This window comes from Rhizobium sp. SRDI943, assembly GCF_057653695.1.
On sequence record NZ_JBYGKN010000002.1, the window covers coordinates 62,730 to 85,439 of the forward strand.

Annotated in this window: 28 protein-coding genes and 1 pseudogene; 18 read left to right on the forward strand and 11 right to left on the reverse strand. The window is 59.3% G+C overall.

Annotation, left to right across the window (positions count from 1 at the left end; translation table 11 throughout):
* Nucleotides 1–146: 146 nt before the first annotated feature.
* Together AC245Y_RS24390 and AC245Y_RS24395 are read left to right on the forward strand one after the other, a co-directional pair.
* Complete coding sequence (locus tag AC245Y_RS24390) at nucleotides 147–2,330, forward strand: DUF1217 domain-containing protein (protein WP_017996243.1); 2,184 nt, start codon at nucleotides 147–149, stop codon at nucleotides 2,328–2,330.
* 221 nt (nucleotides 2,331–2,551) lie between these two features.
* Complete coding sequence (locus AC245Y_RS24395; RefSeq protein WP_026157586.1) at nucleotides 2,552–4,339, forward strand: methyl-accepting chemotaxis protein; 1,788 nt, start codon at nucleotides 2,552–2,554, stop codon at nucleotides 4,337–4,339.
* Nucleotides 4,340–4,382: 43 nt separating this feature from the next.
* Here AC245Y_RS24395 and AC245Y_RS24400 read toward each other — a convergent pair whose 3' ends face one another.
* A complete protein-coding gene (locus AC245Y_RS24400; RefSeq protein WP_017996241.1) occupies nucleotides 4,383–5,186 on the reverse strand; it encodes a crotonase/enoyl-CoA hydratase family protein in 804 nt (267 codons plus the stop codon).
* 87 nt (nucleotides 5,187–5,273) lie between these two features.
* Here AC245Y_RS24400 and AC245Y_RS24405 point away from each other — a divergent pair, with 87 nt between their 5' ends.
* Nucleotides 5,274–5,858: a TetR/AcrR family transcriptional regulator gene (locus AC245Y_RS24405; protein WP_017996240.1), complete on the forward strand. Its 585-nt coding sequence runs from the start codon at nucleotides 5,274–5,276 to the stop codon at nucleotides 5,856–5,858.
* Nucleotides 5,859–5,953: 95 nt separating this feature from the next.
* Here the strand turns inward: AC245Y_RS24405 and AC245Y_RS24410 are convergent, their stop codons facing one another.
* Complete coding sequence (locus AC245Y_RS24410) at nucleotides 5,954–6,130, reverse strand: hypothetical protein (RefSeq protein ID WP_157628365.1); 177 nt, start codon at nucleotides 6,128–6,130, stop codon at nucleotides 5,954–5,956.
* Between AC245Y_RS24410 and AC245Y_RS24415 the strand changes: the two genes are divergently transcribed.
* The 4 genes from AC245Y_RS24415 to AC245Y_RS24430 all read left to right on the forward strand — a co-directional run bounded on the left by AC245Y_RS24415 (nucleotide 6,129) and on the right by AC245Y_RS24430 (nucleotide 9,196).
* Nucleotides 6,129–6,968 (forward strand): transporter substrate-binding protein, encoded by an 840-nt coding sequence (locus tag AC245Y_RS24415; RefSeq protein WP_012755573.1) that lies wholly within the window; start codon nucleotides 6,129–6,131, stop codon nucleotides 6,966–6,968. The two genes, AC245Y_RS24410 and AC245Y_RS24415, sit on opposite strands and share 2 nt — an antisense overlap.
* Before the next feature lie 117 nt (nucleotides 6,969–7,085).
* Nucleotides 7,086–7,748, forward strand: coding sequence for an amino acid ABC transporter permease (locus tag AC245Y_RS24420; protein WP_017996239.1), 663 nt, complete (start codon nucleotides 7,086–7,088; stop codon nucleotides 7,746–7,748).
* Between the two features lie 5 nt (nucleotides 7,749–7,753).
* Nucleotides 7,754–8,413: an amino acid ABC transporter permease gene (locus AC245Y_RS24425; RefSeq protein WP_011648868.1), complete on the forward strand. Its 660-nt coding sequence runs from the start codon at nucleotides 7,754–7,756 to the stop codon at nucleotides 8,411–8,413.
* Nucleotides 8,414–8,425: 12 nt separating this feature from the next.
* Entirely contained in the window at nucleotides 8,426–9,196 is a 771-nt protein-coding gene (locus AC245Y_RS24430; protein ID WP_012755576.1) for an amino acid ABC transporter ATP-binding protein, read from the forward strand.
* A 36-nt stretch (nucleotides 9,197–9,232) separates the two neighbouring features.
* Here AC245Y_RS24430 and AC245Y_RS24435 read toward each other — a convergent pair whose 3' ends face one another.
* Both AC245Y_RS24435 and AC245Y_RS24440 read right to left on the reverse strand, forming a co-directional pair.
* Nucleotides 9,233–9,661, reverse strand: a complete 429-nt coding sequence (locus AC245Y_RS24435) for a type II toxin-antitoxin system VapC family toxin (protein ID WP_012755577.1) — start codon at nucleotides 9,659–9,661, stop codon at nucleotides 9,233–9,235.
* Entirely contained in the window at nucleotides 9,658–9,924 is a 267-nt protein-coding gene (locus AC245Y_RS24440; RefSeq protein WP_012755578.1) for a type II toxin-antitoxin system prevent-host-death family antitoxin, read from the reverse strand. Before AC245Y_RS24440 ends, AC245Y_RS24435 begins: the two co-directional genes overlap by 4 nt.
* A 258-nt stretch (nucleotides 9,925–10,182) precedes the next feature.
* Between AC245Y_RS24440 and AC245Y_RS24445 the strand changes: the two genes are divergently transcribed.
* From AC245Y_RS24445 to AC245Y_RS24465, 5 genes are all read left to right on the forward strand, one after another.
* Entirely contained in the window at nucleotides 10,183–10,944 is a 762-nt protein-coding gene (locus AC245Y_RS24445) for a GntR family transcriptional regulator (RefSeq protein ID WP_026157584.1), read from the forward strand.
* Nucleotides 10,938–11,723 (forward strand): transporter substrate-binding domain-containing protein, encoded by a 786-nt coding sequence (locus AC245Y_RS24450; protein WP_017996238.1) that lies wholly within the window; start codon nucleotides 10,938–10,940, stop codon nucleotides 11,721–11,723. Before AC245Y_RS24445 ends, AC245Y_RS24450 begins: the two co-directional genes overlap by 7 nt.
* Nucleotides 11,724–11,800: 77 nt before the next feature.
* Complete coding sequence (locus AC245Y_RS24455) at nucleotides 11,801–12,472, forward strand: amino acid ABC transporter permease (protein WP_017996237.1); 672 nt, start codon at nucleotides 11,801–11,803, stop codon at nucleotides 12,470–12,472.
* The gene (locus AC245Y_RS24460) at nucleotides 12,469–13,128 is read left to right on the forward strand and encodes an amino acid ABC transporter permease (protein ID WP_011648875.1); all 660 of its coding nucleotides are present in this window, start codon (nucleotides 12,469–12,471) and stop codon (nucleotides 13,126–13,128) included. Before AC245Y_RS24455 ends, AC245Y_RS24460 begins: the two co-directional genes overlap by 4 nt.
* Nucleotides 13,106–13,831 (forward strand): amino acid ABC transporter ATP-binding protein, encoded by a 726-nt coding sequence (locus tag AC245Y_RS24465; RefSeq protein WP_012755581.1) that lies wholly within the window; start codon nucleotides 13,106–13,108, stop codon nucleotides 13,829–13,831. The genes AC245Y_RS24460 and AC245Y_RS24465 overlap by 23 nt, the downstream gene beginning before the upstream one ends.
* A 269-nt stretch (nucleotides 13,832–14,100) precedes the next feature.
* On the opposite strand, the gene AC245Y_RS24470 is transcribed toward AC245Y_RS24465, so the two are convergent.
* The 6 genes from AC245Y_RS24470 to AC245Y_RS24495 form a co-directional block, all read right to left on the reverse strand.
* Nucleotides 14,101–14,472 carry a type II toxin-antitoxin system RelE/ParE family toxin gene (locus AC245Y_RS24470; protein WP_017996236.1) on the reverse strand — a complete coding sequence of 124 codons (372 nt, stop codon included), beginning with the start codon at nucleotides 14,470–14,472 and terminating at the stop codon, nucleotides 14,101–14,103.
* Complete coding sequence (locus AC245Y_RS24475; protein ID WP_003550229.1) at nucleotides 14,472–14,729, reverse strand: ribbon-helix-helix domain-containing protein; 258 nt, start codon at nucleotides 14,727–14,729, stop codon at nucleotides 14,472–14,474. The genes AC245Y_RS24470 and AC245Y_RS24475 overlap by 1 nt, the downstream gene beginning before the upstream one ends.
* A 109-nt stretch (nucleotides 14,730–14,838) precedes the next feature.
* Entirely contained in the window at nucleotides 14,839–15,345 is a 507-nt protein-coding gene (locus AC245Y_RS24480) for an RES family NAD+ phosphorylase (protein WP_017996235.1), read from the reverse strand.
* Nucleotides 15,342–15,827: a type II RES/Xre toxin-antitoxin system antitoxin gene (gene parS / locus AC245Y_RS24485; RefSeq protein ID WP_012755584.1), complete on the reverse strand. Its 486-nt coding sequence runs from the start codon at nucleotides 15,825–15,827 to the stop codon at nucleotides 15,342–15,344. Before parS ends, AC245Y_RS24480 begins: the two co-directional genes overlap by 4 nt.
* A gap of 270 nt (nucleotides 15,828–16,097) precedes the next feature.
* On the reverse strand, nucleotides 16,098–16,832 hold the full coding sequence (locus AC245Y_RS24490; RefSeq protein ID WP_017956566.1) for a PspA/IM30 family protein: 735 nt from the start codon (nucleotides 16,830–16,832) through the stop codon (nucleotides 16,098–16,100).
* Nucleotides 16,829–17,275 (reverse strand): YjfI family protein, encoded by a 447-nt coding sequence (locus AC245Y_RS24495; protein WP_029871137.1) that lies wholly within the window; start codon nucleotides 17,273–17,275, stop codon nucleotides 16,829–16,831. The genes AC245Y_RS24490 and AC245Y_RS24495 overlap by 4 nt, the downstream gene beginning before the upstream one ends.
* A gap of 103 nt (nucleotides 17,276–17,378) precedes the next feature.
* Between AC245Y_RS24495 and AC245Y_RS24500 the strand changes: the two genes are divergently transcribed.
* The 6 genes from AC245Y_RS24500 to AC245Y_RS24525 all read left to right on the forward strand — a co-directional run bounded on the left by AC245Y_RS24500 (nucleotide 17,379) and on the right by AC245Y_RS24525 (nucleotide 22,409).
* Nucleotides 17,379–18,434: an ion channel gene (locus AC245Y_RS24500; protein WP_017996233.1), complete on the forward strand. Its 1,056-nt coding sequence runs from the start codon at nucleotides 17,379–17,381 to the stop codon at nucleotides 18,432–18,434.
* Entirely contained in the window at nucleotides 18,431–19,087 is a 657-nt protein-coding gene (locus AC245Y_RS24505) for a YjfK family protein (protein ID WP_017996232.1), read from the forward strand. Before AC245Y_RS24500 ends, AC245Y_RS24505 begins: the two co-directional genes overlap by 4 nt.
* A gap of 35 nt (nucleotides 19,088–19,122) precedes the next feature.
* Nucleotides 19,123–19,524, forward strand: coding sequence for a DUF350 domain-containing protein (locus AC245Y_RS24510; RefSeq protein ID WP_003550237.1), 402 nt, complete (start codon nucleotides 19,123–19,125; stop codon nucleotides 19,522–19,524).
* Between the two features lie 12 nt (nucleotides 19,525–19,536).
* Complete coding sequence (locus AC245Y_RS24515; RefSeq protein WP_012755589.1) at nucleotides 19,537–20,133, forward strand: DUF1190 domain-containing protein; 597 nt, start codon at nucleotides 19,537–19,539, stop codon at nucleotides 20,131–20,133.
* Between the two features lies 1 nt (nucleotide 20,134).
* Nucleotides 20,135–21,292, forward strand: a complete 1,158-nt coding sequence (locus tag AC245Y_RS24520; protein WP_012755590.1) for a glutathionylspermidine synthase family protein — start codon at nucleotides 20,135–20,137, stop codon at nucleotides 21,290–21,292.
* Between the two features lie 379 nt (nucleotides 21,293–21,671).
* On the forward strand, nucleotides 21,672–22,409 hold the full coding sequence (locus AC245Y_RS24525; protein ID WP_026157583.1) for a hypothetical protein: 738 nt from the start codon (nucleotides 21,672–21,674) through the stop codon (nucleotides 22,407–22,409).
* 6 nt (nucleotides 22,410–22,415) lie between these two features.
* Here the strand turns inward: AC245Y_RS24525 and AC245Y_RS24530 are convergent.
* Nucleotides 22,416–22,646 (reverse strand): annotated as a pseudogene (locus AC245Y_RS24530) (ISNCY family transposase); the annotation flags it as partial.
* Nucleotides 22,647–22,710 lie beyond the last annotated feature (64 nt).

The window sequence follows — 22,710 nt, forward strand, 5'->3', positions numbered from 1 at the left end:
CCATGTGGTTCTATTAAATTGATTCGGCCGCATGAATGCAGTCCGTATGCGCCATGAGCGGCGGCAAACATCTCAGCAAACATGAAAAGTTTCAACCGTGACTGCCGGCAGGCTTTCGCGCGCGCGCTCATGCAAAGGGACAGACGTTGGTTTCCACCTATGTGAGCTACCTCTCGGTCGCCAGAAATCTAAACGCCAGTCTCTCGAGTGTGGCTTCGCAGGCAACGGTTTCCCGCGACAGCGCCTACTACAAGGAAAACATCGACAAGGTCACGACCGTCGACGAGTTCATGAGCGATTACAAGCTCTATTCTTATGCCATGAAGGCCTACGGCCTTGAAGACATGACATATGCCAAGGCCTTCATGACGAAGGTGCTGGAGAGTGACCTCAGCGATTCATCGAGCTTCGCCAACAGCTTGAGCGACACCCGCTACGCCGAATTCGCCGCCGCCTTCAAATTCGCCGGCGAGACGAAGACGGCGCAATCGGACGTGCAGCGGGACAATCTGCTCGATGCTTATGAGGAGTCCTTCGACACCGAGGCGGACGACATCGCGGACGCGACGGACTATTTCGAAGAGAATATCTCGTCGATCACCTCGGTCGACGATCTCCTGTCGAGTTCGAAGCTGAAGAACTATGTGCTGACGGCTTTCGGGCTCAGCACCGAATATACTTCGACCAGCTTCCTGAAGAGTGTTTTGACGAGCGATCTCGACGACGCCGATAGTTTCGTCAACCAGCTCGACGACGCGGTCTATGTCAACCTGGCGAAGGCCTTCAACTTCAACGAGGACGGCTCGACCGACGGCGACGTGATGTCGGAAGATCAGATCTCGCTGGTCACGAGCGCTTATGCGGTGGCCTCGGCGACGATCGCTTCCTCGGAAACCGGGGAGGCCTATGACACCTACTTCGCGGCGCAAATCGGCAACATCACCTCCGTCGATGAGTTGATGAGCGACGACAAACTGGTTTCCTATCTGAGAACTGCCTACGGGCTTACCGATAGCGAGACCGACAACTTCATTTCCGCGGCGCTGAAAAGCGCCGACGTCGCCGACGCGATCGGCTTGTCCGACCTGCACGACGCCTTCAATTTCGATGAGGACGGCGATCTTGCCGATGGCGACACCGCCCAGACTTCAGACCAGACCGCCACGACCAAGGCAGCCTTCGACGAAAATTATCAGGTGCTGGTCGCCAACGCCAGCACGGAAGATGCCACCGACAACTATACGACACGCATCGCCAGCGTCACCTCGATCGATGATTTCCTCGTATCGAACGATGACGATGATGACGACGACAACGACGATCTTCCGGAACTGTGGGAAATGGCGTTGCGCGCCTATGACATAGACCCGGACAGCGTTTCGAGAAGCGAAGTTCGGAAAATTCTCGAAAGCGATCCCGCGGACTCGAAAAGTTATGTCAACAGCCTCGATGACGACCGGTTCGTAGCCTTTCGCAAAGCCTTCAACTTCGACGACAATGGTGATGTCACCGTTCCCTTGCAGGCCATGTCGGAATCCGTCGTCGACGACTATGCCGCCTATTACAAGCAGAACAAAATCCGCTACCTCGAAGGCGCCGAACTGACCGAGGCGACCGATGCAGCGAATGACGAGATCACCTATTTTCGCGAGCAGATGGCGACGATCACGACGGCCAGCGAATTTCTGGCCGACGATCGCCTGGTTAGCTTTGCGCTTGAGGCGAAGGGGCTCGACCCTGATGATGTCACGTCGGACGAGTTGGAGAAGATGTTTTCTTCCGACCTCGACGACGAAGACAGTTATGTCAACAAGCTGGACGACAATCGTTTCGCCGAACTCGTCGGCGCGTTCAATTTCGATCAGGACGGCAATATTTCCGCCGATCCGACCGGGACTGTGCAGCAGCGCGGCGATGTGCTGGAGACGATCGACGCCTATGTCAGGCTGACGCTCGAAGACGACCAAGGCGATAGCAACACCGGCGTGCGCCTTGCCCTTTACTTCCAGCGCAAGGCGCCGGAGATATCGAGCGCCTATAACATTCTAGGCGACAGCGCGCTCTTCGAGTTCTTTACGACGACCTTCAACCTGTCCAGTTACGTCTCGAACATGGACGTCGACAAGCAAGCCGAGATGGTCGACAATTTCATCGACATGAAGGATCTGTCGGATCCTGACAAAGTCGACGATCTGATCAAACGCTTCACCGCCATGTATGACATGGCCAACGGCACGGGCACCACGTCGTCAGCCCTTTCGATCCTGACCGGCTCGGCGACGATAAGCGCCGATACGCTGCTTGCTATGGCGCAATTGAAAAGCGGTTGAGCGGCAAGCCCCTTCCTCGGGGAGCCTGACAGAGGTGCATTGCCATCCACGGCAGGGCAGGGGGCCGGCTGCCTTTGCCAGGATGTGCCTGATCAACGCAGCGCTGGTTGAAAAGAAAATATCCTGCACGTTATATTCATAATTAAATCCCCGTTAATAAGCATAAGCGAATATTTGCGACATGGCTGGCCCAACAGCAATGAAATCTAGGGGGATTGCGCGTGAGTATTCTTGGTCGTGGTGCAAATGCTGTGGCGGCTCTTGCCGCTTTATCAAATTCGCAGGCCATGATCGAGTTTGACTTATCAGGCAAGATCCTCACCGCGAATGAAAACTTCTGCCGGGCGCTCGGCTACGAGTTGAGGGAGATCGTCGGAAAACATCACAGCATGTTTGTCGAACCTGCCTACGCATCCTCGGCGGAATACAAGGCTTTCTGGACAAAGCTGTCAGCGGGGAAATTCGATCAACAACAATATAAGCGGGTCGGAAAAGGCGGGCGCGAGGTCTGGATCGAGGCATCCTACAATCCCGTGTTCCGACGCGGGAAGCCGGTCAAGGTTATCAAGATTGCAACTGACATCACTGCGCAGAAGCTGAAGTCTGCCGAGGATTCGGGCAAGATCGACGCATTGTCCCGGGCTCAGGCGATCATCGAATTCACGCCGGTCGGCGAAATCCTGACCGCGAACGACAACTTCCTGTCCGCGCTAGGTTATTCGCTTGCCGAAATCCAGGGCAAACATCATTCGATGTTCTGTGAAGCCGACTACTCGAGGTCGGAGGCTTATAAGGAATTCTGGCGGAGACTTGCGAGCGGTCAGCTGGTCGCCGACGAATTCATGCGCGTGGGCAAGGGCGGACGGAAGGTCTACATCCAGGCTTCCTACAATCCGATTTTCGACCTGAACGGCAAAGTGTTCAAAGTCGTGAAGTTCGCAACCGATGTCACGGCGCGCGTCGAAAATGTCGAACAACTTGCCCGTTGCCTGACGAATCTTGCGGACGGTGACCTGTCGCAGGTGATCCAGAAGCCTTTCATTCCTTCGCTGGAAAGGCTGCGTGCCGACTTCAACAGCGCCTCGGAGAAGTTGAAGGGTGCAATGGCAACGGTTGCCGAAAATGCGAAGGCGATCTCAGCCGGTTCCAACGAAATCCGCACAGCGGCCGACGACCTGGCAAAGCGTACCGAGCAGCAAGCGGCATCCGTCGAGGAGACGGCCGCCGCCCTTGAGGAAATCACGACGACGGTCAAGGATTCGAGCCGCCGCGCCGAGGAAGCCGGTCAACTCGTGGGGCGCGCCAGAAATCACGCCGAGCATTCCGGCCAGGTGGTGCGTGACGCCATCGGAGCGATGGACCAGATTGAAAACTCGTCACGGGAAATTTCCAATATCATCGGTGTCATCGATGAGATTGCCTTCCAGACGAACCTTTTGGCGCTCAATGCCGGCGTCGAGGCGGCACGAGCTGGGGAGGCCGGCAAGGGGTTTGCGGTCGTTGCCCAGGAGGTTCGTGAGCTGGCGCAGCGGTCGGCGAAAGCTGCCAAGGAGATAAAGAGCCTGATCACAGCGTCCGGTTCCCATGTCGCAAACGGCGTCGCCCTTGTCACGAATGCCGGATCCGCGCTCCAGGAAATCGCCACTCAGGTTCACGAAATCAATACCAACGTCACGGCGATCGTGGAGGCGGCGCGCGAGCAATCGACTGCGCTCGGTGGGATCAGCCAGTCCATCAACACCGTCGACCAGGGAACGCAGCAGAATGCCGCAATGGTCGAAGAGCAGACGGCTGCAAGCCATGGTCTCGCACGAGAGGCTGCCGCGCTCTTCGAGCTTCTTGAACAGTTCCGTTTCAACGATGCGCCGAGATCCAGGTCTTCGTTTGCGCCGGCGGATCGTCACCCTGCCGCACCGACGCCTTTGAAAGTCGTTCGTACTTCGCCCCTCGCGTCCATCCAGCGCGGGTCGGCCTCCGTCGCGCTGAAGTCCGACTGGGAAGAGTTCTGATTACGCTGGCTGAGCCATTCTCAGCAGTATTGGCGACAATCAATCAATCGAGCGACCACGAGCCGGGATAGTTCGGCTTGCGGCGCTCGATCCACGCGTCGAGCCCTTCGCGCAGATCGGCGGTTGGCGCCATGCGGGCGAATTGTTCGCCTTCGATCAGCAGCCCCTCGGCAATGCTCTGGTTGATGCCGCGCGTCACCGCCGTCAAAATGCTCGCCGCCGCCAGCGGTGAATGACGCAGAATGCGCCGCGCGAGATCGTGGGCTGCCGGCATGAGAGCGTCATGCGGGACAAGCTGGTTGACAAGGCCGAGTTCGAGGGCGCGCTGCGGGGAGAATGCATCGCCCGTCAATAGCAATTCGAGCGCGCGCTTACGCCCGGCCAGCCTTGGCAAACGCTGCGTTCCGCCAAAGGTCGGCGGCATTGCGAGATTGATCTCGGGCTTGGCGAACAGGGCGCGTTCGCTGGCGATGGCGAGCGGCACTGCCTCGGTGATCTCGCAGCCTCCGCCAAAGGCAAGGCCGTTGACGGCGGCGATGACGGGTTTGTGGTAGGCTTCCAACCGCGCTGTCAATCGCTGCCCGCGCGCGACGAAATCGCGCATGGCGACATCGGCGCCCTGCGCCACGCTTTCTGAGAATTCGTAGATATCGCCGCCCGCCGAGAATGCACGCTCGCCGGAGCCGGTGAGGATGACCACCCGGATTGATCTGTCGGTTTCGATGGCGTCGAGGATCGCGAGCAAGCGGTCTATCAAGGCGTAATTTAGCGCATTGAGTTTTTCCGGGCGATTGAGAGTGAGCATGGCGATTCCGTCGCGGCTGTCGATCAAAACAGTGTCGGCCATTCGGTTTTCCTTTCCGGTATGCTGCGTCAGGAGAGTATGCCGCCGCCCGATGCTTGTGTATACTCACTAGTCGGTATACATAGCGGCATGATCTCACCTGCAGTTCCAACGCGCGAACGCATCATCTCGGCCGCCGCCAAGCTGTTTTACAACGAGGGCATCAGAAGCGTCAGCGTCGATGCGGTGGCTGAAGAGGCCGGCGTCACCAAACGCACCCTTTACTACCATTTCGCCAGCAAGGACGATCTCATCGGGGCATATCTGGAGGCGCGCGATCAGCCCAACCTCTCTCTATTCAAGCGCTGGTACGCGGAAACGGCGGGCGAACCGGCGGATAAGGTCCAAGGCATTTTTCGCAATCTCGCCCGCGCGGCCCGCCATCCGAAATGGAAGGGCTGCGGCTTCCTGCGCACCTCTGCGGAACTCGTCAATATGCCCGGCCATCCAGCCATGAAAGTCGGGATTGAACACAAGAAGAGGGTCGAGGCGTGGTTGCGGGTCACATTCGAGGCGGCCGGGATCAAGACGGAAGCGCCGCAGCTCGCCCGGCAGATCGTCCTGCTGCTCGATGGCTCGTTCGCCGTCGTTCTGTTGCATCGCGACCCGACCTACATGGAAGCCGCCGGCGAGGCGGCGGGTTCACTGATCCGCGCTGCAATCGCAAACCGGTAAGGCGCCGGATCCTGAGGCGCTCGCCGTAAAGAGCACATCTTGCGCCCTCGGCATGGCCTGAGGTCGCTGAGCGGGAAGGGCATGATGTTGAGCCTCTAAACAACAGAACAATGCTGCACTGCCGAAAAAATCGCCACGCGCGCCACTGCGCGTTTTTTCAGCATGGCCCATTGACAATTCACCCTTGATGGCACTTGATAACGTTGTTCCAGTAAAACAGACATGCGTCCATTATACTGGAACAATAGAAACCATGATAAGGGGAACGCCATGACTATTTCCTTTCGCACCGGCGTGATGTCGCTGGCCGTCGCCGCTCTGTTGTCCACCCCTGCGCTGGCCGACGGCAGCAAACTCGATGAAGTGCTGGCCCGCGGCCATCTCGTCCTCGGCACCGGCAGCACCAATGCGCCCTGGCACTTCAAAAGCGCCGACGACAAGCTTCAGGGCTTTGACGTCGACATGGGCCATATCATCGCCAAGGCGCTCTTCGGCGATCCTGAGAAGATCGAATATGTGAACCAGTCCTCCGACGCCCGCATCCCGAACATCACCACCGACAAAGTCGACATTACCTGCCAGTTCATGACCGTTACCGGCGAGCGCGCCCAGCAGGTTGCCTTCACCATTCCCTATTATCGCGAGGGTGTCGGACTGATGCTCAAGGCGGACGGAAAATATGCCGACTACGCAGCCCTCAAGGCGGCCGGTTCCTCCGTCACCATCTCGGTTCTCCAGAACGTCTATGCCGAGGCGATGGTGCATGCGGCGTTGCCGGAGGCGACCGTCGATCAGTACGATTCCGTCGACCTGATCTATCAGGCGCTGGAATCGGGACGCGCCGATGCAGTCGCCACCGACCAGTCGTCGCTCGCCTGGTACATGACGCAGAATCCGGGCCGCTACAAAGATGCCGGCTATGGCTGGAATCCGCAGACCTACGCCTGCGCCGTCAAGCGCGGCGATCAGGATTGGCTGAACTTCGTCAACACCGCCCTGCACGAAGCCATGACCGGCGTTGAATTCGACTTTTACGCCAAGTCCTTCAAGACCTGGTTTGGCAAAGATCTGACGCCGCCGCAGATCGGCTTCCCGGTCGAATTCAAGTAACAGCCATGCGGAGCGGGACATGTTTCCCGCTCCGCATTTAAAGAGTGAAAGCATGACGCCGTCCGAAAACCGCTCATATTTTTCGGCATCCTGCTCTGGTCTGAAAGGGCGGCCCGTATGGGTTACACGTTGAATTTCGCTGCCGTCTGGCGCAACTTCGATTATCTTTTGAGCGGGCTCGCGCTCAGTCTCGGCCTTGCGGTGATCTCGATCCTGATCGGGGCCGCGATCGGCCTTGTGGTGGCCTTCGCGCTGACCTCCAAAAGCCGCTTTGCGGTGGTGCCGGCGCGAGTTTATGTCACTGTCATTCGCAACCTGCCGATTCTCGTCCTGGTGCTTTTCGTCTTTTTCGCGCTGCCGCAAATGGGTTTGCGCCTCGACAAGATAAAAAGCTTCGTCCTGGTTCTGTCGCTTTATTCCGGCGCCTATCTGGCAGAAGTGTTCCGCGCCGGGCTGCTGTCTATTCCAAGAGGGTTGACGGAAGCGGGGCTTGCCATCGGCCTGACGGGGATGCAGATCCGCAGCTCCATCATCGCTCCGCTGATGCTGCGCAACGTGCTGCCATCACTGTCCTCGACGATCATCTCGCTCTTCAAGGACACCTCGCTCGCCGCCGCCATCGCCGTGCCCGAACTGACGTTTGCTGCCCGCAAGATCAATGTCGAGAGCTTCCGCGTCATAGAGACCTGGATGGTGACGTCAGCGCTCTATGTCGCGGCCTGTTTCCTCATCGCCGCCGTGATGCGCTTCGTCGAGCGCAGTCTGGCCCTGCCGAGATAGACCTGATGTCCCACACTTTTCTCGAACAACTCTGGATCGCCCGATACGTCATCATGAACGGCATCGGCGTGACCGTGTCGATCTCCCTGCTGGCCATCCTTGCGGGTTCCATACTTGGCGTTTTCGTCGGTTTGGCGCTCGTCTATGGCGGCGTTGTTTTGCGGCTGGCCGTGCGTGCCTATACGGATATCATCCGTGGCACGCCGGTGCTCGTACTGGTGCTGGCGAGCTACTACGTCTCCGCCGCCGTCGGCCTCGATCTCGGGCCGTTCTCGGCCGGGGTGCTCGCCCTTGCCATCTTCTGCTCCTCCCATGTCGGCGAAATCGTGCGCGGAGCGCTTCAGGCAATCCCGAAGGGCCAGACCGAAGCCGCCAAGGCGATCGGCCTGACCTTTACCCAGACTTTCACCTCTGTGCTGTGGCCGCAGGCCATGCGCCAATGCCTGCCGGCCTGGGTGAATACGGCGGCCGAGATGGTGAAAGCCTCGACGCTGCTCTCCGTCATCGGCGTTGCGGAGCTTCTCCTACGCACGCAGGAGATCATCTCCCGCAATTTCATGAGCCTCCAGTTCTACTTCCTGGCCGGTGGTCTCTATTTCATCATCAACTACGGCATCGAGCACTTCGGCAAATACGTCGAGCGCAAGACCGCCCTGCCGTCCTGAGGAGTTCCCCCGATGGCCAAGACCATTCTCGACATCCAGGGTCTGCGTAAGACTTACGGCATCCACGAAGTCCTCAAGGGCGTCGATTGCGCCGTTGAGGAGGGCGAAGTCATTTCCATCATCGGCTCGTCCGGCTCCGGAAAGACCACCTTGCTGCGCTGCATCAACATGCTTGAGGAATTCCAGGGTGGCACGATCAGCCTCGACGGCGAGGAGATCGGCTACCGCGCCGAAGGCGCAACGCGGCGCCGCAAGAGCGAGAAGGAGATTGCACGCCAGCGCGCGCTGACCGGCATGGCGTTTCAGCAGTTCAATCTCTTCCCGCATATGAGTGCCGCTGAAAATGTCATGCTCGGCCTCGTCAAGGTGAAGAAGATGACGAAGCCGGATGCCCGCGCCATCGCGGAAAAATGGCTCGATCGTGTCGGCCTTTCCGCCCGCTCGAGCCATTATCCCGGCCAGCTTTCAGGCGGCCAGCAACAGCGCGTCGCGATCGCCCGTGCCATCGCCATGTCGCCGAGGCTGATGCTGTTCGACGAAGTGACCTCGGCGCTCGACCCGGAACTGGTTGGCGAAGTGCTCCAGGTCATCAAGGGGCTTGCCGCCGACGGCATGACCATGCTGCTCGTCACCCACGAGATGCGCTTTGCCTACGACGTTTCGTCACGCGTCATCTTCATGAACCAGGGCGTCATCTGCGAGGAGGGCGATCCGAAGGACATGTTCGTGCATCCGAAGACCGAACGGCTGGCGGAATTCCTCAAAACCTCGAGTTTCAACTAGACGAAAAGATCCCGTGGCGGTCCGCTCTGTGGATCGTCACGGGCGCTCGGTCCAAGGGTGGACAAGCTCGATCCCAAGGCCCTCGAAATCCTTTATATTGCGCGTGGCGAGGGTGAGATCGTGAGCAATCGCGGTGGCGCCAATTAAGCCGTCCATTGACGATAAGCCGCGTCCGCTTCGCTTTGCGAGCCCCATCAGGTCGCCCCAGGCTATCGCAACCGGCTGGTGCACAGGGATGACGCGCTGCTCGAAGCGCTGCGGCAGATCCTGGGCAAGCCATTCAGCCAGCGCGTCGCGCTTTCGCCCGCTTTCCATCAATGCGACACCACGCCGGATCTCCGCGATCGATACGGTGCTGATGAATGAGCGATCCTCGTCGAGACTGTCCAGCCATTGTAAGACATGTGCATCGGGACGCGGCCTTGTCACCTCGGAAAGCACATTGGTGTCGAGCAGAACTCTCACAGCTGGAGATCACGCGGTTCGTCGCGTTCACGCTCGAGATCGAGATCGGCGCCCCGCAGCGGCGATTGCATCAGAAACTCTGCGAGGGTGCCCTTGCGCGCGGTCTTCCGCTGCCATTCCTCGGCTGAAACGACGACGACGCTTGGTTTACCATTGCGCATGATCGTTTGCGGCGTTGCTTGCGCGCGTTGGATAACCTCAGACAGTTTGGCCTTCGCACTGGCGACGGTCCAACTTTTATCCTCTGGTCGTGATGGCTGCATTCGCTATATCCTGACTATAGTGACTAACATGACTATATAGGTCGAGCCGGTCTTGCCGCAAGCAACTCTTCCGATAGGGAAGGGGCTTCGTCGGTTTCGCGCGGCCGGCGTTGATTGGGGCTTGCAAGGAATTGCGGGCATGCGCTCAAATTACGCCCAGTCTGCATTCCCAGCGTGCAAATTCCAGGGGAGGGATCCGAGACATCTTGGAAGTCCTGAACGCCGAATTTTGGCACGAGCTTTGCTTTCCTGTCTTGTATGCAAGATAGCCAGACATCTGAGACCACGCAGAAGACCATCGAGGAGACGATCGTCTCCGGGATTCTTTCAGCCAAGATTCGGCCTGGGACGCGTCTCAGTGAAAACCAGCTGGCAACGCTCTTCAGCGTGTCTCGAACCCGCGTCCGTGAAGCCATGATGCGCTTGGAAACACGCGGTATCGTGCATGTCAGTCCGAGACGAGGCTGGTTTGTTGTCGAGCCGTCCGCTGAAGAGGCGATCGCGGTCTATGAGGCACGGCGCGTCATCGAGGCGGGATTGTTGCGCAGCATGCGCGTATTGACGAACGAGGGACGCGAAGCTCTCGACGCGCATTTGAACGAGGAAAAAAGCGCAATGGCTGCGGGCGACCGCCAGCGCCTGACCTATTTGATGGGCGATTTCCACATCCGCATCGCAGAATTGAGCGGGAACGCCATCATCGTCGATATCCTCCGTGATCTCACCGCGAGGACGATCCTCATTTCGATGCTCTATCAGTCTGAATTTCATGCAGCACAGTCCCATGACGGACACTGCCGCATCTTCGAGGCCATGCAAGCGGGCTATTTCGTCAGAGCTGCCGAGCTCTCTATCGAACATCTGGACGAAGTGGAAATGGGCCTCGACCTCACCACACGGCCCGATCCGCTCTCGGAACTGCGCAGTTCCCTGTCACTTCCTCGCAAGACCGTGCCCTCGGTCTCCCAACTGTCAGACCCAAAAAACCACAACTTCAAAGGAGCAATCAAAACATGCTGACAAGACGAGTCTTCTTCGCAATCGCGACCCTGGCTGCAACCTTCGGCTTCGGCTCCGCGTCTTACGCCGATGCTCTTGCCGACATCACGGCGCGCGGTACGCTGCGTGTCGCCGTCCCGCAGGATTTTCCGCCCTTCGGTAGTGTCGGCACCGATATGGCGCCGATGGGCTACGATATCGATGTGGCCAATCTCATTGCCGAAAAGCTCGGCGTCAAGACCGAGCTCGTGCCGGTCACCAGCGCCAACCGCGTTCCCTATCTGCAGACGAACAAAGTCGATCTGGTCATATCAAGCCTCGGCAAGAATGCGGAGCGCGAAAAGGTGATCGATTTCACCACGGCCTACGCACCCTTCTTCAACGGCGTGTTCGCACCGGCCGATCTTTCGATCGCCAAGGTGGAAGATCTCGCCGGCAAGAGCATCGGCGTCACGCGCGGCGCTGTCGAAGATCTCGAGCTGACGAAGATCGCGCCGGCCGACGCGACGATCAAGCGCTACGAGGACAACAACGGCACCATCTCGGCCTTCCTGTCCGGCCAGGTCGACACCATCGCGACCGGCAACGTCGTGGCCGCTGCGATCCTCGCCAAAAATCCTCCCAAGCGCCCTGAGATGAAGTTCCTCATCAAGAACTCGCCCTGCTACATCGGTCTCAACAAGGAACAGGCAGCTCTTCTGGAGAAGGTGAACGGCATTATCGCCGCCGCAAAAACCGATGGCGCGCTGAACGCCATATCGCAGAAGTGGCTCGGCGCCGATCTCCCGTCGGATCTCTAAGGGCCGGTCTCACGGATGTCATCCCGCGCCCGCGCGGGATGACATGACGCTCCGTCGCCACAAGAGGGGACAATTCCTTGAGTTACCATTTCGAATTCGGCTGGCTGCTTGAATATTATCCTGAGATCATCAAGGGCATACTGATCACGCTGGAGCTTATCGCGATCGGCGGAGGGCTCGGCATATCGCTCGGCATCTTCTGTGCCTGGGTGCGTGCACTCGGCCCGGCCTGGCTGAAGCCTGTCGTTGCGACCTATGTCGAACTGATCCGCAACACGCCGTTCCTGATCCAGCTCTTTTTCATCTTCTTCGGCCTTCCGTCGCTCGGCTTCAAGCTTTCCGAACTGACGGCCGCCAACCTCGCGATGGTAGTCAATCTCGGCGCCTATAGCTGCGAAATTATCCGCGCGGGCATCCAGGCAACCCCGAAGGGCCAGTTCGAGGCAGGCGAGAGCCTTGCCATGACGCGCTTCGAAACCTTCCGGCATGTCGTTCTCGTGCCATCCCTGCAGCGCATCTGGCCGGCACTGTCGTCGCAAGTGGTCATCGTCATGCTCGGCTCATCAGTCGTCTCGCAGATCGCCGCCGAGGATCTGACCTTTGCCGCGAACTTCATACAATCGCGAACCTTCCGCGCCTTCGAGGCCTACATCGTCTCGACAGCCATCTATCTTGTGCTGGCGATCCTGCTTCGGCAGCTGCTGGCGGTGGTCGGCGGGTTCATTTTCCCGAGGAGAGCAGCACGATGATCGAGTTCACACTCTGGGACATCCTGCGCAACCTGCTGCTCGCCACCCGCTGGACGATCCTGCTTTCGCTGGTCTCGTTCATCGGCGGCGGCGTGGTCGGGCTGGGGCTGCTGTTCCTGCGCATCAGCAAGCGCAAGGCATTCAGGACAGTCGCGAAATATTATATCGAGCTCTTCCAGGGCACGCCGTTGCTGATGCAGCTCTTCATCGCCTTTTTCGGTCTCGGCCTCTTCGGGATAGACGTGCCGGCCTGGCTTGCTGCGGGTTTCGCGCTGATCTTGTGGAGCGCTGCCTTCCTCGCCGAAATCTGGCGAGGCTGCGTCGAAGCGGTCGTGAAGGGTCAGTGGGAAGCCTCCGCCAGCCTCGGCATGGGCCGGTTGCAGCAGATGCGTTATGTCATCCTCCCGCAGGCGCTGAGGGTCGCCATACCGCCGACGGTCGGTTTCTCCGTTCAAATCGTCAAGGGAACGGCGCTGACCTCGATCATCGGTTTCGTCGAATTGTCGAAAGCCGGCACGGTCGTCACCAATGCCACTTTCCAGCCCTTCACCGTCTACGGGCTCGTCGCTCTCATCTACTTCGCCCTTTGCTGGCCTTTGTCAAAAAGCAGCCAGATCCTGGAAAGGAAGCTCAATGTCGCTCATCGAAATCACTGAAGTCCGCAAGAGCTTTGGCACCACCGAGGTGCTGAAAGGCATCAATCTCGATGTGGAGGCTGGCGAAGTCATCGCCATTATCGGCAAGAGCGGTTCGGGCAAATCGACCCTGCTTCGCTGCATCAACGGCCTGGAGACCATCACTGACGGCTCCATCTCCGTGGCCGGCGCGCAGCTCCTCGATGATGAAGTGCATCTGAAGGCACTGCGCCTCAAGGTCGGCATGATCTTTCAGCAGTTCAACCTCTTCCCGCACCTGACCGTCGGCGGCAACGTCATGCTGTCGCAGACCGTGGTAAAGAAGACGCCGAAAGCCGAAGCCGAGGCGACCGCCCGCAAGATGCTGGAGCGGGTAGGGCTGGGTCACAGGTTCGACGCCTATCCGGACGAGCTCTCGGGCGGCCAGCAGCAGCGTGTCGCCATCGCCCGCGCGCTCGCCATGCAGCCGACAGCACTTCTCTGCGACGAAATCACCTCCGCGCTCGATCCGGAACTGGTCGCCGAAGTTCTGGCCGTCGTGCGCGAACTCGCCGCCGAGGGAATGACCCTCCTGATGGTGACGCACGAGATGAAGTTCGCCCGCGACGTCTGCAACCGCGTCGTCTTCATGCACCAGGGCCGAGTCCATGAAGCAGGCCCGCCGGAGGAAGTCTTTGCCAATCCGCAGACAGCGGAGTTGAAGCAATTTCTCGGGGTCAACTAAAGCATGTCGCGCAAAAGTGCGCAGCGGTTTTGCAACAAAACATGCGTAAAAACAAAGAGCTAAAGCGCGACAAGCGAATCTGAAAGATCGCGACACGCTTTAGGAGGCAGTGAGAATAGCCGACTTGGCGGATCGAGCATTTTTATGGCGTGCTGCGTTTGCGCGTCGACTATCCGCTTGGTCTCGGTAAGCGGGGCGCCTCTCGCCTATCTAACGCGGCTTGCTGCTCGATCTGCTGCCGCGCCGCCGGTGATCGCGGCCGACCGTCCTCAGGACTTCGGCCGAGGATGTCCCATCAACGCTTCATACTCTCTGTCGGTCAATCGTTCGATTGTCCTCAGCTGTGCGGGAATATCCATCCGCTCATGCAAGACCGCGGCAATGACGAAGGTTGAGTCGTCAACGACGATGTATACGGCGTAATGGTGCTCTATCTTGTGGAGCCGGAAGAGCGAATTCCCGGCGCGCTCGTCTTTCTTTATCCTTACGCGGGCGTAGGCTTCGGGGATGCCTTCAAATCCCGCCCGCAGCAAGCGGCCATATGCTTTGGCCTGTTCGGTGGACCATTTTCGCGCCGTTTCGCGGACTGCCAGACGGTAGTTATCAAGGGCGGTCGGCAGGATGAGAACGCGAGGAGCCACTAGCGCAGTTCTTCATCCAGCTCCGCGTCGATAGCATCCAGAGCGGAAAGGGGCAGCATCTCTCCGCGCCGGAATTCCTCTTCCGCCCGCAGCAGCGAGCGGATGGCATAGCGGCGATCTTCTTCGCGTGCCATATCTTCGCGAATAAGGGCGCGTACATATTCGCTCGGCGTCGTGTACTGGCTCTTCCCGTTGGCGCGCATATCGACGAAGGCGCGCATTTCATCGGGCAAACTTACATGCAGGCTGCTGGTCATGAAGCACCCTCCTTATCAAATTCCTGAAATTGTTCTGCATCCGGGTCGCGATGTCAATATTTGACATTGAATTCGGTCCCTTCCAAATAGCCCCGTGGCTCCAAGACGTTCATGACGTGGGCGGATGCAGCCGCGTATCGAGGGCAAATGACTCCTGGAACTTCAGCGCATAGGCGCCCGTCGCACCGCCTGCCAGAAAAATCAGGTTCCAGCTATGCCGCGAGACCGCGCTCGGGATCGCAACGAAACGATGTTGTCGAAGCAAATCGTCTCCGAAGATCTGCTGTCCGGCGCTGGGAATGCCCGGGCGCAACCAGTTGGGATTGGGCACGTTTCCCGGATCGACAACATGGATATCGCCAGCATCGGCAATGACAGCTGCCGTCATCCTGTGCGCCACGGTGTCGAGCGCCCGGAACCCGTTGTGGACCGCGACTTCAAGGATCGCCGTCGCGGGATCGAGCGAGCAGTAGACCGCGCGAACCCCCTTGCTGTTCCAGCGGCCGCCAACCCGATAGGCGCCTTCTCCGCTATCCCAAGTCGGCGCATGGACAGCCTGATCGAGCCGCCACGCGACCAGCTCGGTCCCGCCGAGCGCGATCGGCAAAAGGGTCATGCATAGACGCCGTATTCCAGGCGATCGAGATGATCCTCGACAAGCTCGACACCAGCGGGCGTCCCGAGAAGATCGATCGGGCGGCGCTGCTCAAGTCCGACTGCCGGACGCTCCAGCCATTGTTCGGCTTCTGCTTGCGATCCGAAGATATCCGTTGCCTTTGCGAGGATCTCGGCGAATTTCCACGCGCGGCCGCTCTGTTCCTGGCTGAGCGGCTTGGAAGGCGTGTCCTTCCGCCGCTGCCAGGTGCGCAAGCTCATGCCCACCGCCTTTTCGAGGGACTCGTTCTTGCCGAGGACGACGAGAGTGCCGACAAGATGATCCAGTGCTGTTGCAGGCAGGCCGTGCAGGAGCAGCTCATGGGCGTCGAGGGCATTGGTCAGGCTACGCGACAGAATGCGCGAACCGCCGAGCAATGCTTCGATTTTTTGCAGTTCTCCACCGCCTGCCGCTGAAGAGGGTGCTTTTGCTGCGACGGCCATGATCTTTCTCCTGCGTCATCTGTCGCTTTTTATATGTCATGTGTCGCGACAAATTTCAAGATCTGACGGGCGTATCCGGCGTATCGGCCGCGGAACCGTGCCTTTCTCGCTGCCGGCGCCAAACAAGCGGGCAGGCGTACATGGCACCGCCTGCCAAGGGCAGCTTGCAGCGGATTGAAATGCCGCGATCCCCACAGAGGCTGGGTCGCGGCGCTCCAATTCCGTAAGCGCGCGCGGCAATGGCAGGCAGGGCTGCCGCTCCCGGGATTATCAGTCTTTTTTGCTGGTCGGCGCTGGCAGCAAGATGGGCTCTACCGAATGTTTCGGTGCCATCAGCTGTGCAAGAATGTCATCGGCCGAGTGGCTCGAACTGCCAATGCCGGCCTCGCGCAGTTGACGATCGAGGTCGCTGCCGTTTTCCAGCGCGGCCAGTTCAGCACCGGCTTCGATGCGGCCGGCAGTGATTTCCTGGCGTTTCTTGATGCGTTCGAGACTTTCGACGGCGCTACCGAGGCGGGTATTGATGCCCGACTGGCTATGGGCGATCGCCGATTGAGCGCGCAGCAGCGACTCATTGGCTTTGACATTCCCCACCTCGCGCTTCATCTGAGCAATGCGCGCTTCGGTCTCCTGGATCGTGCGCAGCATCTGCTGCTGGCGAGGCAGCAGCCGGTCGAGCTCTTCCTGGTCGCGCTGCACTTCGGCACGGATACTAGCAATGCGCTGAGCCAGACCTTGAGCGAGATCCGTGCGGCCCGCGGAGATCGCAGCGCGAGCGCTGTCGGTATCCTTGGTCTCCTTGGCGCGGTTTTCGTCAAGTCGGCGCATGACGCTCTTGTTGGACGCCATGATGCCGGCAAGATCGGATCGCGCACTGCGCAGCGACTGTTCAGCGTCGCGGATTTCTTGATCAAGGACGCGCATGGACTGGCTGTCGGCGGCCGCTTCCGCTGCCTCGTTAATGCCGCCGCGAATCGCGGTGAAAATCTTGCCCCAAGTGCTCACGCTGCAATCTCCCCGCTTTTCCACTCTTCAATCATGTGTGCCGCATCGACGGCATTGGCAGCCAGAATCGCGACTTCCTCGACCACCGTCTCGGCCGGCGAGCGTGCTGACAGCGAGCCGAACAATTCATACCATTCCTCACCGTCGATTGTGGTGATGCCGAAGCTGGAGAGCGGCACGAACTTATGGGTCTTCAGCACCATCCGTTCGAAGGCTTCTCGATTGGACACGTCCTTGCACGGCACCAGAACAGCGCTGACGAGGATGTCGCGCTCCCCGCTCACCGCGACGAAGACGTCGAGATCGCCCTTTTCCTTAAGAGTCACGCATATGACGTCGCCCTGTTCGGGTACGGCTACATCCACATCGCCCAGTGCGTCGGGATCGGCGGCGAACAGGCGCGTTAAAGTGGTGAGGTTCCAGGTCTCCAAAAAGTCCTCCATCGGTTGGAACGTCAAAATATTTGGGTAATCGGTTTGCAACTTAAAGATCTGGTGCGCTAAATAAATTTCGCTAGGGTACGCGTTGGGAACGGGGGCGAATCGCTTGCCATTTATCGCTTCATTGATGCGGCGTGTATATCTCTCGCTCAGCGAATTGGCCTGGTCAGCCCTTTTTGTTATCCTCGTGATCCACCTGGTCGCTTCTTACCTGCTCTTCATGCTTGCCGGCGAAGCCGATCTCGTCGGCAATCCGGTCGACTTTCTTTATTACTATATGGTGACGGCAACGACTGTCGGCTATGGCGATCTTTCTCCAAAATCGGGGGCCGGCCGATTAATTGCCGTCCTGTTCGTTCTTCCCGGCGGCATTGCCATCTTCACCGCTGTTCTTGGCAAGTTGTTGACAAATATCGGTACGATCTGGAGGAATCGCATGCGCGGATTGGGTGATTACAGCGAACGCGCCGGCCATATCATCGTCCTGGGCTGGCAAGAGGGGCAGACATACCAGACGCTGCGGCTGCTGCATGCCGAACGGCAGGCCAACGAGCCGATGAGTGTTCTGGTTGCCAAGGACCTGCCGGAAAATCCCGCCAGCAATTACGCCGACTATATCAGAACCGAGCGGCTTGCCGATGCCGATGCTCTGGTGCGGGCCGGAGTGGCCCAGGCGCGCGCGATCATCGCGCGCGGTGCAAATGACGACGAGACGCTGGCCGCCGTGCTGATTGCCGAAGACCACGCGCCCAATGCCCATATCGTGGCCTATTTCGCCGACGACCGCACGGCACAGATGGTCAAACAACGCCGGCCGCGCGTCGAGGCGGTGGGCTCGCTCGCCGAGGAGCTGCTGTCGCGTTCCGCACGTGATCCGGGCTCTTCGGAAATCGCCGCACGGCTGCTGTCGGCCGCTTCCACCGACACGGCGTTTTCCCTGCCGGTGCCGCCTTTGCAAACGCCGCTACTCTATGGGGACGTGTTTTTAAGGCTCAAGCGTCAGCATAATGTGACGCTGGTGGGCATGCTGAGCCAGGGCATGACCGACCTCAATTGCCAGGACGAGACGCTGATGCGGGGCGGCGAGACCCTTTACTACATCAGCGGAATGCGGCTAGATCCCGCTGCCATCGCTTGGGCTCGAATGGGGGAGGTATCATGATCGGCTGGTTCGGCAGAGACAAGAACGAAAGGCCCTTACCCAAAGAACTTGGCCCGTTGAGCGCCGCCATCGGCGGGGCGTTGGAGATCGATTTCCTCTCCCTCGAAGCCGATGCTTTGGCCGGCCAGCCGGCCATGCCGCTGCCACGGAGCGGCCCGTTCATCATTGCCGCCTACGGTGAGGTTTCGCTCGATGCCGCGACGGTTCTGTCGCGCTATTACGATGAAGACCATCGGATGATTCAGGTGATGTCGACGTCGGGCCAGCCGGGTGATGTCGACGACATCAGCTTTTATCAGCCCTGGGACAGCGTCGTGCCTGCCGGGCAGGGCGAATGGAACCGCTGGACCGGGCCGGACGGCCTGATCGGTCAGCCAAGCTACGATGCCGATGGCATCCTCTATAGCCGCTTCTGGGGCGAGGGCACGGAACGCACCCCATTGGCGGAGTTTGTCGAGAAGGTCGACGACGGTGAGGCGCAGCGCTCCATTCACCAGACCTGCATGCTATATTATCGCCCGCTTGGCTCGACGCGCGAGATGCTTTTGATCAATGTCGAGCGCGACCTCGATCTCGGACAGAGCCAGGCAGGCAGCTCGGTGGAATTTCTGATCGGCTATGGACTCGCTCCGGCCGATGTTCGCCGCGTCTGAGGGGATCCTATCAATTTCAACGGAGGACTTTTTCAATGCTCGATTACGTGGCGGGTCTGCCTGCCTTCCTCGGCTATTTCGCCGTTGGTCTTGCCGCTTACGGCGTTTTCGCGGTGATCTACACATTCCTGACGCCGCAGAAGGAAGTCCAACTCATTCGCGCAGGCAATCTTGCCGCCGTCACGGCATTCTTGGGCGCGCTTGTTGGTTTCAGCCTGCCGCTGGCTTCGGCCGCAGCCAATTCGGTCAGCATAGTCGATTACATCATATGGGCGGTGGTCGGCATTCTGGCGCAGATCCTGGCTTACTATATTGCGAATTTCACCATGACGGATCTGCATGAAAAGATCACTGCCGGCGATATCGCCGCGGGCATATGGGGCGGCGGCATCGCGCTGGTCATCGGTATTCTCAACGCCGCCTGCATGACCTATTGAGGGGAGGGAACGATGCGCAGACGTAAGAGCGGGCACAAACGACCTTTCCTGGCCCTCGGCACCATCGCTGCCTCGACCCTGGCCCTGTCCGGTTGCGGCGATCAGACTCCCTCGGAGACAATGTTCACCTCCGTCGACCAATGCGTGACTTCCGGCATGGACCGGCAGGTCTGCCAGGCCGGCTATCAGGATGCCATGCGGGCCCATCTCGCCGCCGCGCCGCGCTTCAACGGCATGGCCGCCTGCGAGGCCGAATACGGCTCAGGCCAGTGCACGGAACAGTCGGCCAGTGCCGTCCCCAACAATACCGGCGGAGGCGGCAGCTTTTTCGTACCGTTCCTGACGGGCTACATGCTGTCTTCCGCACTGAACAACATCGGCGGCTATTACGATTATCGCCGGCGCCAGGAGGAGAGTGGCTCCTACGGCTCGACGCCGATTTATCGCAATCGCTCGGGGCAAACGGTGACAACGACTGTTCGCTCGGGCGGTCGCAACGACACCGTGACTGCGCCCTCACGTCAGAGTGTCAAGCCGGTCAACGTCAACACCCGCACCGTCGCCCGTCAAGGCTTCGGGGGCCGTTCGTCGTTCAGTTTCGGCGGCTGACATGAAGCGCATCACCCTTCCGGCGCGTCCTGATTGGCTTGACAAGGCGCGCGCCGTCGGCTTCGGGTTTCACGTCATGTACGGCGAGCCTTACTGGCTCGACGATGCCGCCTATACATTCACGCTCGATGAGATCGAGACACGGATTGAAGAACCGAGCCAGGAACTGCACGACATGTGCATGGATCTGGTCGATGATATCGTCAGAAGCGAAGAGTCGCTCGACAAGCTGGCTATTCCGGAGGACCTGCGCGATGTGGTGCAGCGCTCCTGGCAGCGTCGCGACCGGCACCTCTACGGCCGGTTCGATCTTGCTTATGACGGCACTGGCCCGGTTAAGTTGCTCGAATATAACGCTGATACTCCCACTTCGGTGTTTGAGACAGCCTATTTCCAGTTCAACTGGCTGACCGACCAGGTGGCTTTGGGTATCCTGCCCAAGGATGCGGACCAGTACAATTCCTTGCAGGAAAGCCTCGTCGAGGCGTTCGAGCAATTTTCCAAGGAGCCGATCTTCCACTTCGCGGCGATGACCGACAATGAGGAGGATCGCGGCACGACGGTCTATCTGATGGACTGTGCAGTGCAGGCCGGCCATCGCGTCGAGCTTCTGGACATCCGCGAAATCGGCATCGATGCACAGGGCCGTTACACCGATCTCAAGGATCGGGTGATCGACCGCTGCTTCAAGCTGTATCCGTGGGAATTCATGCTGCGCGAGCCGTTCGCCCGCGACCTCGTGCGCTCGGGTGATGTTTTCGTCGAGCCCGCCTGGAAGGCCGTGCTTTCCAACAAAGGGCTTCTGCCTCTGCTCTGGCAGCGCCACCCCAATCATCCCAACCTGCTCGCTAGCTATTTCGCAGACGACCCGGCGGCGTCCAGTTTGAGCGATTATGTGCGCAAACCACTGCTGTCGCGAGAAGGCGAGAACGTCACGATATTCCGAGATGGCCGGGAATTGATTTCCGCCCCCGGCGATTATGGCGACGAAGGCTTTATCGTCCAGGCCTATGCTCCGCTTTTCGAAAGCGATGGTGGCTTCGCCGTGCTCGGCAGCTGGATCGTCGGTGATCGCGCCTGCGGTCTTGCCGTCCGCGAGGATCGCTCGCGCATAACCGCCAACTTGTCGCGTTTCGTACCGCATGTCATCGTCGGATAAGAGAAGGTATATCGCGCCATGCGCGGCTATCTTCTTTTAATCGTCGAGCGACGCAGCCCCAGTTTCAGCGGCGATGTCGCACTTGGAAATAGAATGTACCCCCTACAGACCGTGTGGCGGCAGGGTTGGAATGTCCGTTTGTGTGCAAAGTAGAAGTGTCACTTTGGGCGCTTCTTCAGCCATTTGCAAATGCGTCACTCGGCATGTCCACTTGCGCTGAGGCAAGCCCCCGACCGGACCGGCTGGACCGGGTTGCAAGGGAAGGGAGGGGGCGGGTGAGATGCTCCCCATCGGCTTTAGCTTTCTCAGTGGCAATTGTTCCGTCGCCGGTTGTACTATGGGCAGCTGTCTGTTGCAGGGTAGGGATCAAAGCCGCACGATGCTTCCAGAAATCAAGCTGCAGGGTGACATCGACGTCGCCGCGCTGTCACCACTTCTTCGCGGGATGATCCTTTCGGTTGCCTATGCTGACGGTGAGGGTGGCATAGGATTGACTGCGACCGGCGCCATGAACCGCAAGTTCGTGCATTGGGCCGCTGTGCACTTCCTCTGGCCAAGCTTCACAGCCGAAGACCTCTACAGCATGAACAAGGTGCTCAATGAAAGCGACATGCCGCCGCTTTGGGTCGTGCGCGACATGACCCGCCACCTGAAGCTTCTTCGCCGGAAAAAGGATGTGCTGCTGCCAACTAGACGAGGCCGGGAGTTTTTGGCAAAACCGCAAGCCTTCTTCGATCTGATCGCCACGGATTATCTCTACTCGTATGTCCACGAAACCGATCGTGAAGAGGAGGTGCGGGCGCGGTTACGCTGGTGGCGCCTATTCCTCAATCTTCTCAATATCGCGGCCAGAGAAGGTTGCACGTCAATGGAGGTTGTGGAGATCCTCTATCCAGACCTGGCGCCTCTGTCGGACACCGAAATAACCCTGGAAGCCTGGAAGTTGAAATCCGATCTCCAGCACGGCGTCTTTCGACGCTTATGCTGGCTCGGCTTGCTCTATGAGGCACGAGAGGGGCTCACTCTTCTCCAGGACGGATCCTTCCACAAGACGCCACTTTGGGCAGCCTGCCTGCAGTTGGAATCGGATACGCAAAGCGACATCGGCGTGCACTGACGAACTTCATTCCGTTGGCTGCCTCATCAACGCCTTCTGCCTTTTGGGAATCACCTCCGGATCATTCATGAAGTCCGTCCGCCGACCAGGCTTGCGGCCGCGCTTGTGATAACCATTGCCCTGGCTGCCATCGGGAATGCCGAACATATGATCCGTCTGGCCGGCGCGGCGAGGGCCGCTCTTGCTGCGCTGCTGTTCCCGCCCAGCCTGCAGCTCGGCGACGATGGAAAGCATGTCTCGACCAGACTGGAGGTCGTCATCCTTGCTCCCAAGGTTGGCATTGACCAGCGCGTCGAGGCGA

Coding starts and splice junctions, on each gene's coding strand:
- AC245Y_RS24405 (WP_017996240.1), top strand. CDS start 5,274: ATGATCTCACCTGCAGTTCCAACGCGCGAACGCATCATCTCGGCCGCC.
- AC245Y_RS24520 (WP_012755590.1), top strand. CDS start 20,135: ATGAAGCGCATCACCCTTCCGGCGCGTCCTGATTGGCTTGACAAGGCG.
- AC245Y_RS24525 (WP_026157583.1), top strand. CDS start 21,672: ATGCTTCCAGAAATCAAGCTGCAGGGTGACATCGACGTCGCCGCGCTG.
- AC245Y_RS24440 (WP_012755578.1), bottom strand. CDS start 9,924: ATGCAGCCATCACGACCAGAGGATAAAAGTTGGACCGTCGCCAGTGCG.
- AC245Y_RS24480 (WP_017996235.1), bottom strand. CDS start 15,345: ATGACCCTTTTGCCGATCGCGCTCGGCGGGACCGAGCTGGTCGCGTGG.
- AC245Y_RS24460 (WP_011648875.1), top strand. CDS start 12,469: ATGATCGAGTTCACACTCTGGGACATCCTGCGCAACCTGCTGCTCGCC.
- AC245Y_RS24510 (WP_003550237.1), top strand. CDS start 19,123: ATGCTCGATTACGTGGCGGGTCTGCCTGCCTTCCTCGGCTATTTCGCC.
- AC245Y_RS24415 (WP_012755573.1), top strand. CDS start 6,129: ATGACTATTTCCTTTCGCACCGGCGTGATGTCGCTGGCCGTCGCCGCT.
- AC245Y_RS24515 (WP_012755589.1), top strand. CDS start 19,537: ATGCGCAGACGTAAGAGCGGGCACAAACGACCTTTCCTGGCCCTCGGC.
- AC245Y_RS24430 (WP_012755576.1), top strand. CDS start 8,426: ATGGCCAAGACCATTCTCGACATCCAGGGTCTGCGTAAGACTTACGGC.
- AC245Y_RS24425 (WP_011648868.1), top strand. CDS start 7,754: ATGTCCCACACTTTTCTCGAACAACTCTGGATCGCCCGATACGTCATC.
- AC245Y_RS24400 (WP_017996241.1), bottom strand. CDS start 5,186: ATGGCCGACACTGTTTTGATCGACAGCCGCGACGGAATCGCCATGCTC.
- AC245Y_RS24450 (WP_017996238.1), top strand. CDS start 10,938: ATGCTGACAAGACGAGTCTTCTTCGCAATCGCGACCCTGGCTGCAACC.
- AC245Y_RS24475 (WP_003550229.1), bottom strand. CDS start 14,729: ATGACCAGCAGCCTGCATGTAAGTTTGCCCGATGAAATGCGCGCCTTC.
- AC245Y_RS24410 (WP_157628365.1), bottom strand. CDS start 6,130: ATGGCGTTCCCCTTATCATGGTTTCTATTGTTCCAGTATAATGGACGC.
- AC245Y_RS24495 (WP_029871137.1), bottom strand. CDS start 17,275: ATGGAGGACTTTTTGGAGACCTGGAACCTCACCACTTTAACGCGCCTG.
- AC245Y_RS24505 (WP_017996232.1), top strand. CDS start 18,431: ATGATCGGCTGGTTCGGCAGAGACAAGAACGAAAGGCCCTTACCCAAA.
- AC245Y_RS24445 (WP_026157584.1), top strand. CDS start 10,183: ATGCAAGATAGCCAGACATCTGAGACCACGCAGAAGACCATCGAGGAG.
- parS (WP_012755584.1), bottom strand. CDS start 15,827: ATGGCCGTCGCAGCAAAAGCACCCTCTTCAGCGGCAGGCGGTGGAGAA.
- AC245Y_RS24420 (WP_017996239.1), top strand. CDS start 7,086: ATGGGTTACACGTTGAATTTCGCTGCCGTCTGGCGCAACTTCGATTAT.
- AC245Y_RS24465 (WP_012755581.1), top strand. CDS start 13,106: ATGTCGCTCATCGAAATCACTGAAGTCCGCAAGAGCTTTGGCACCACC.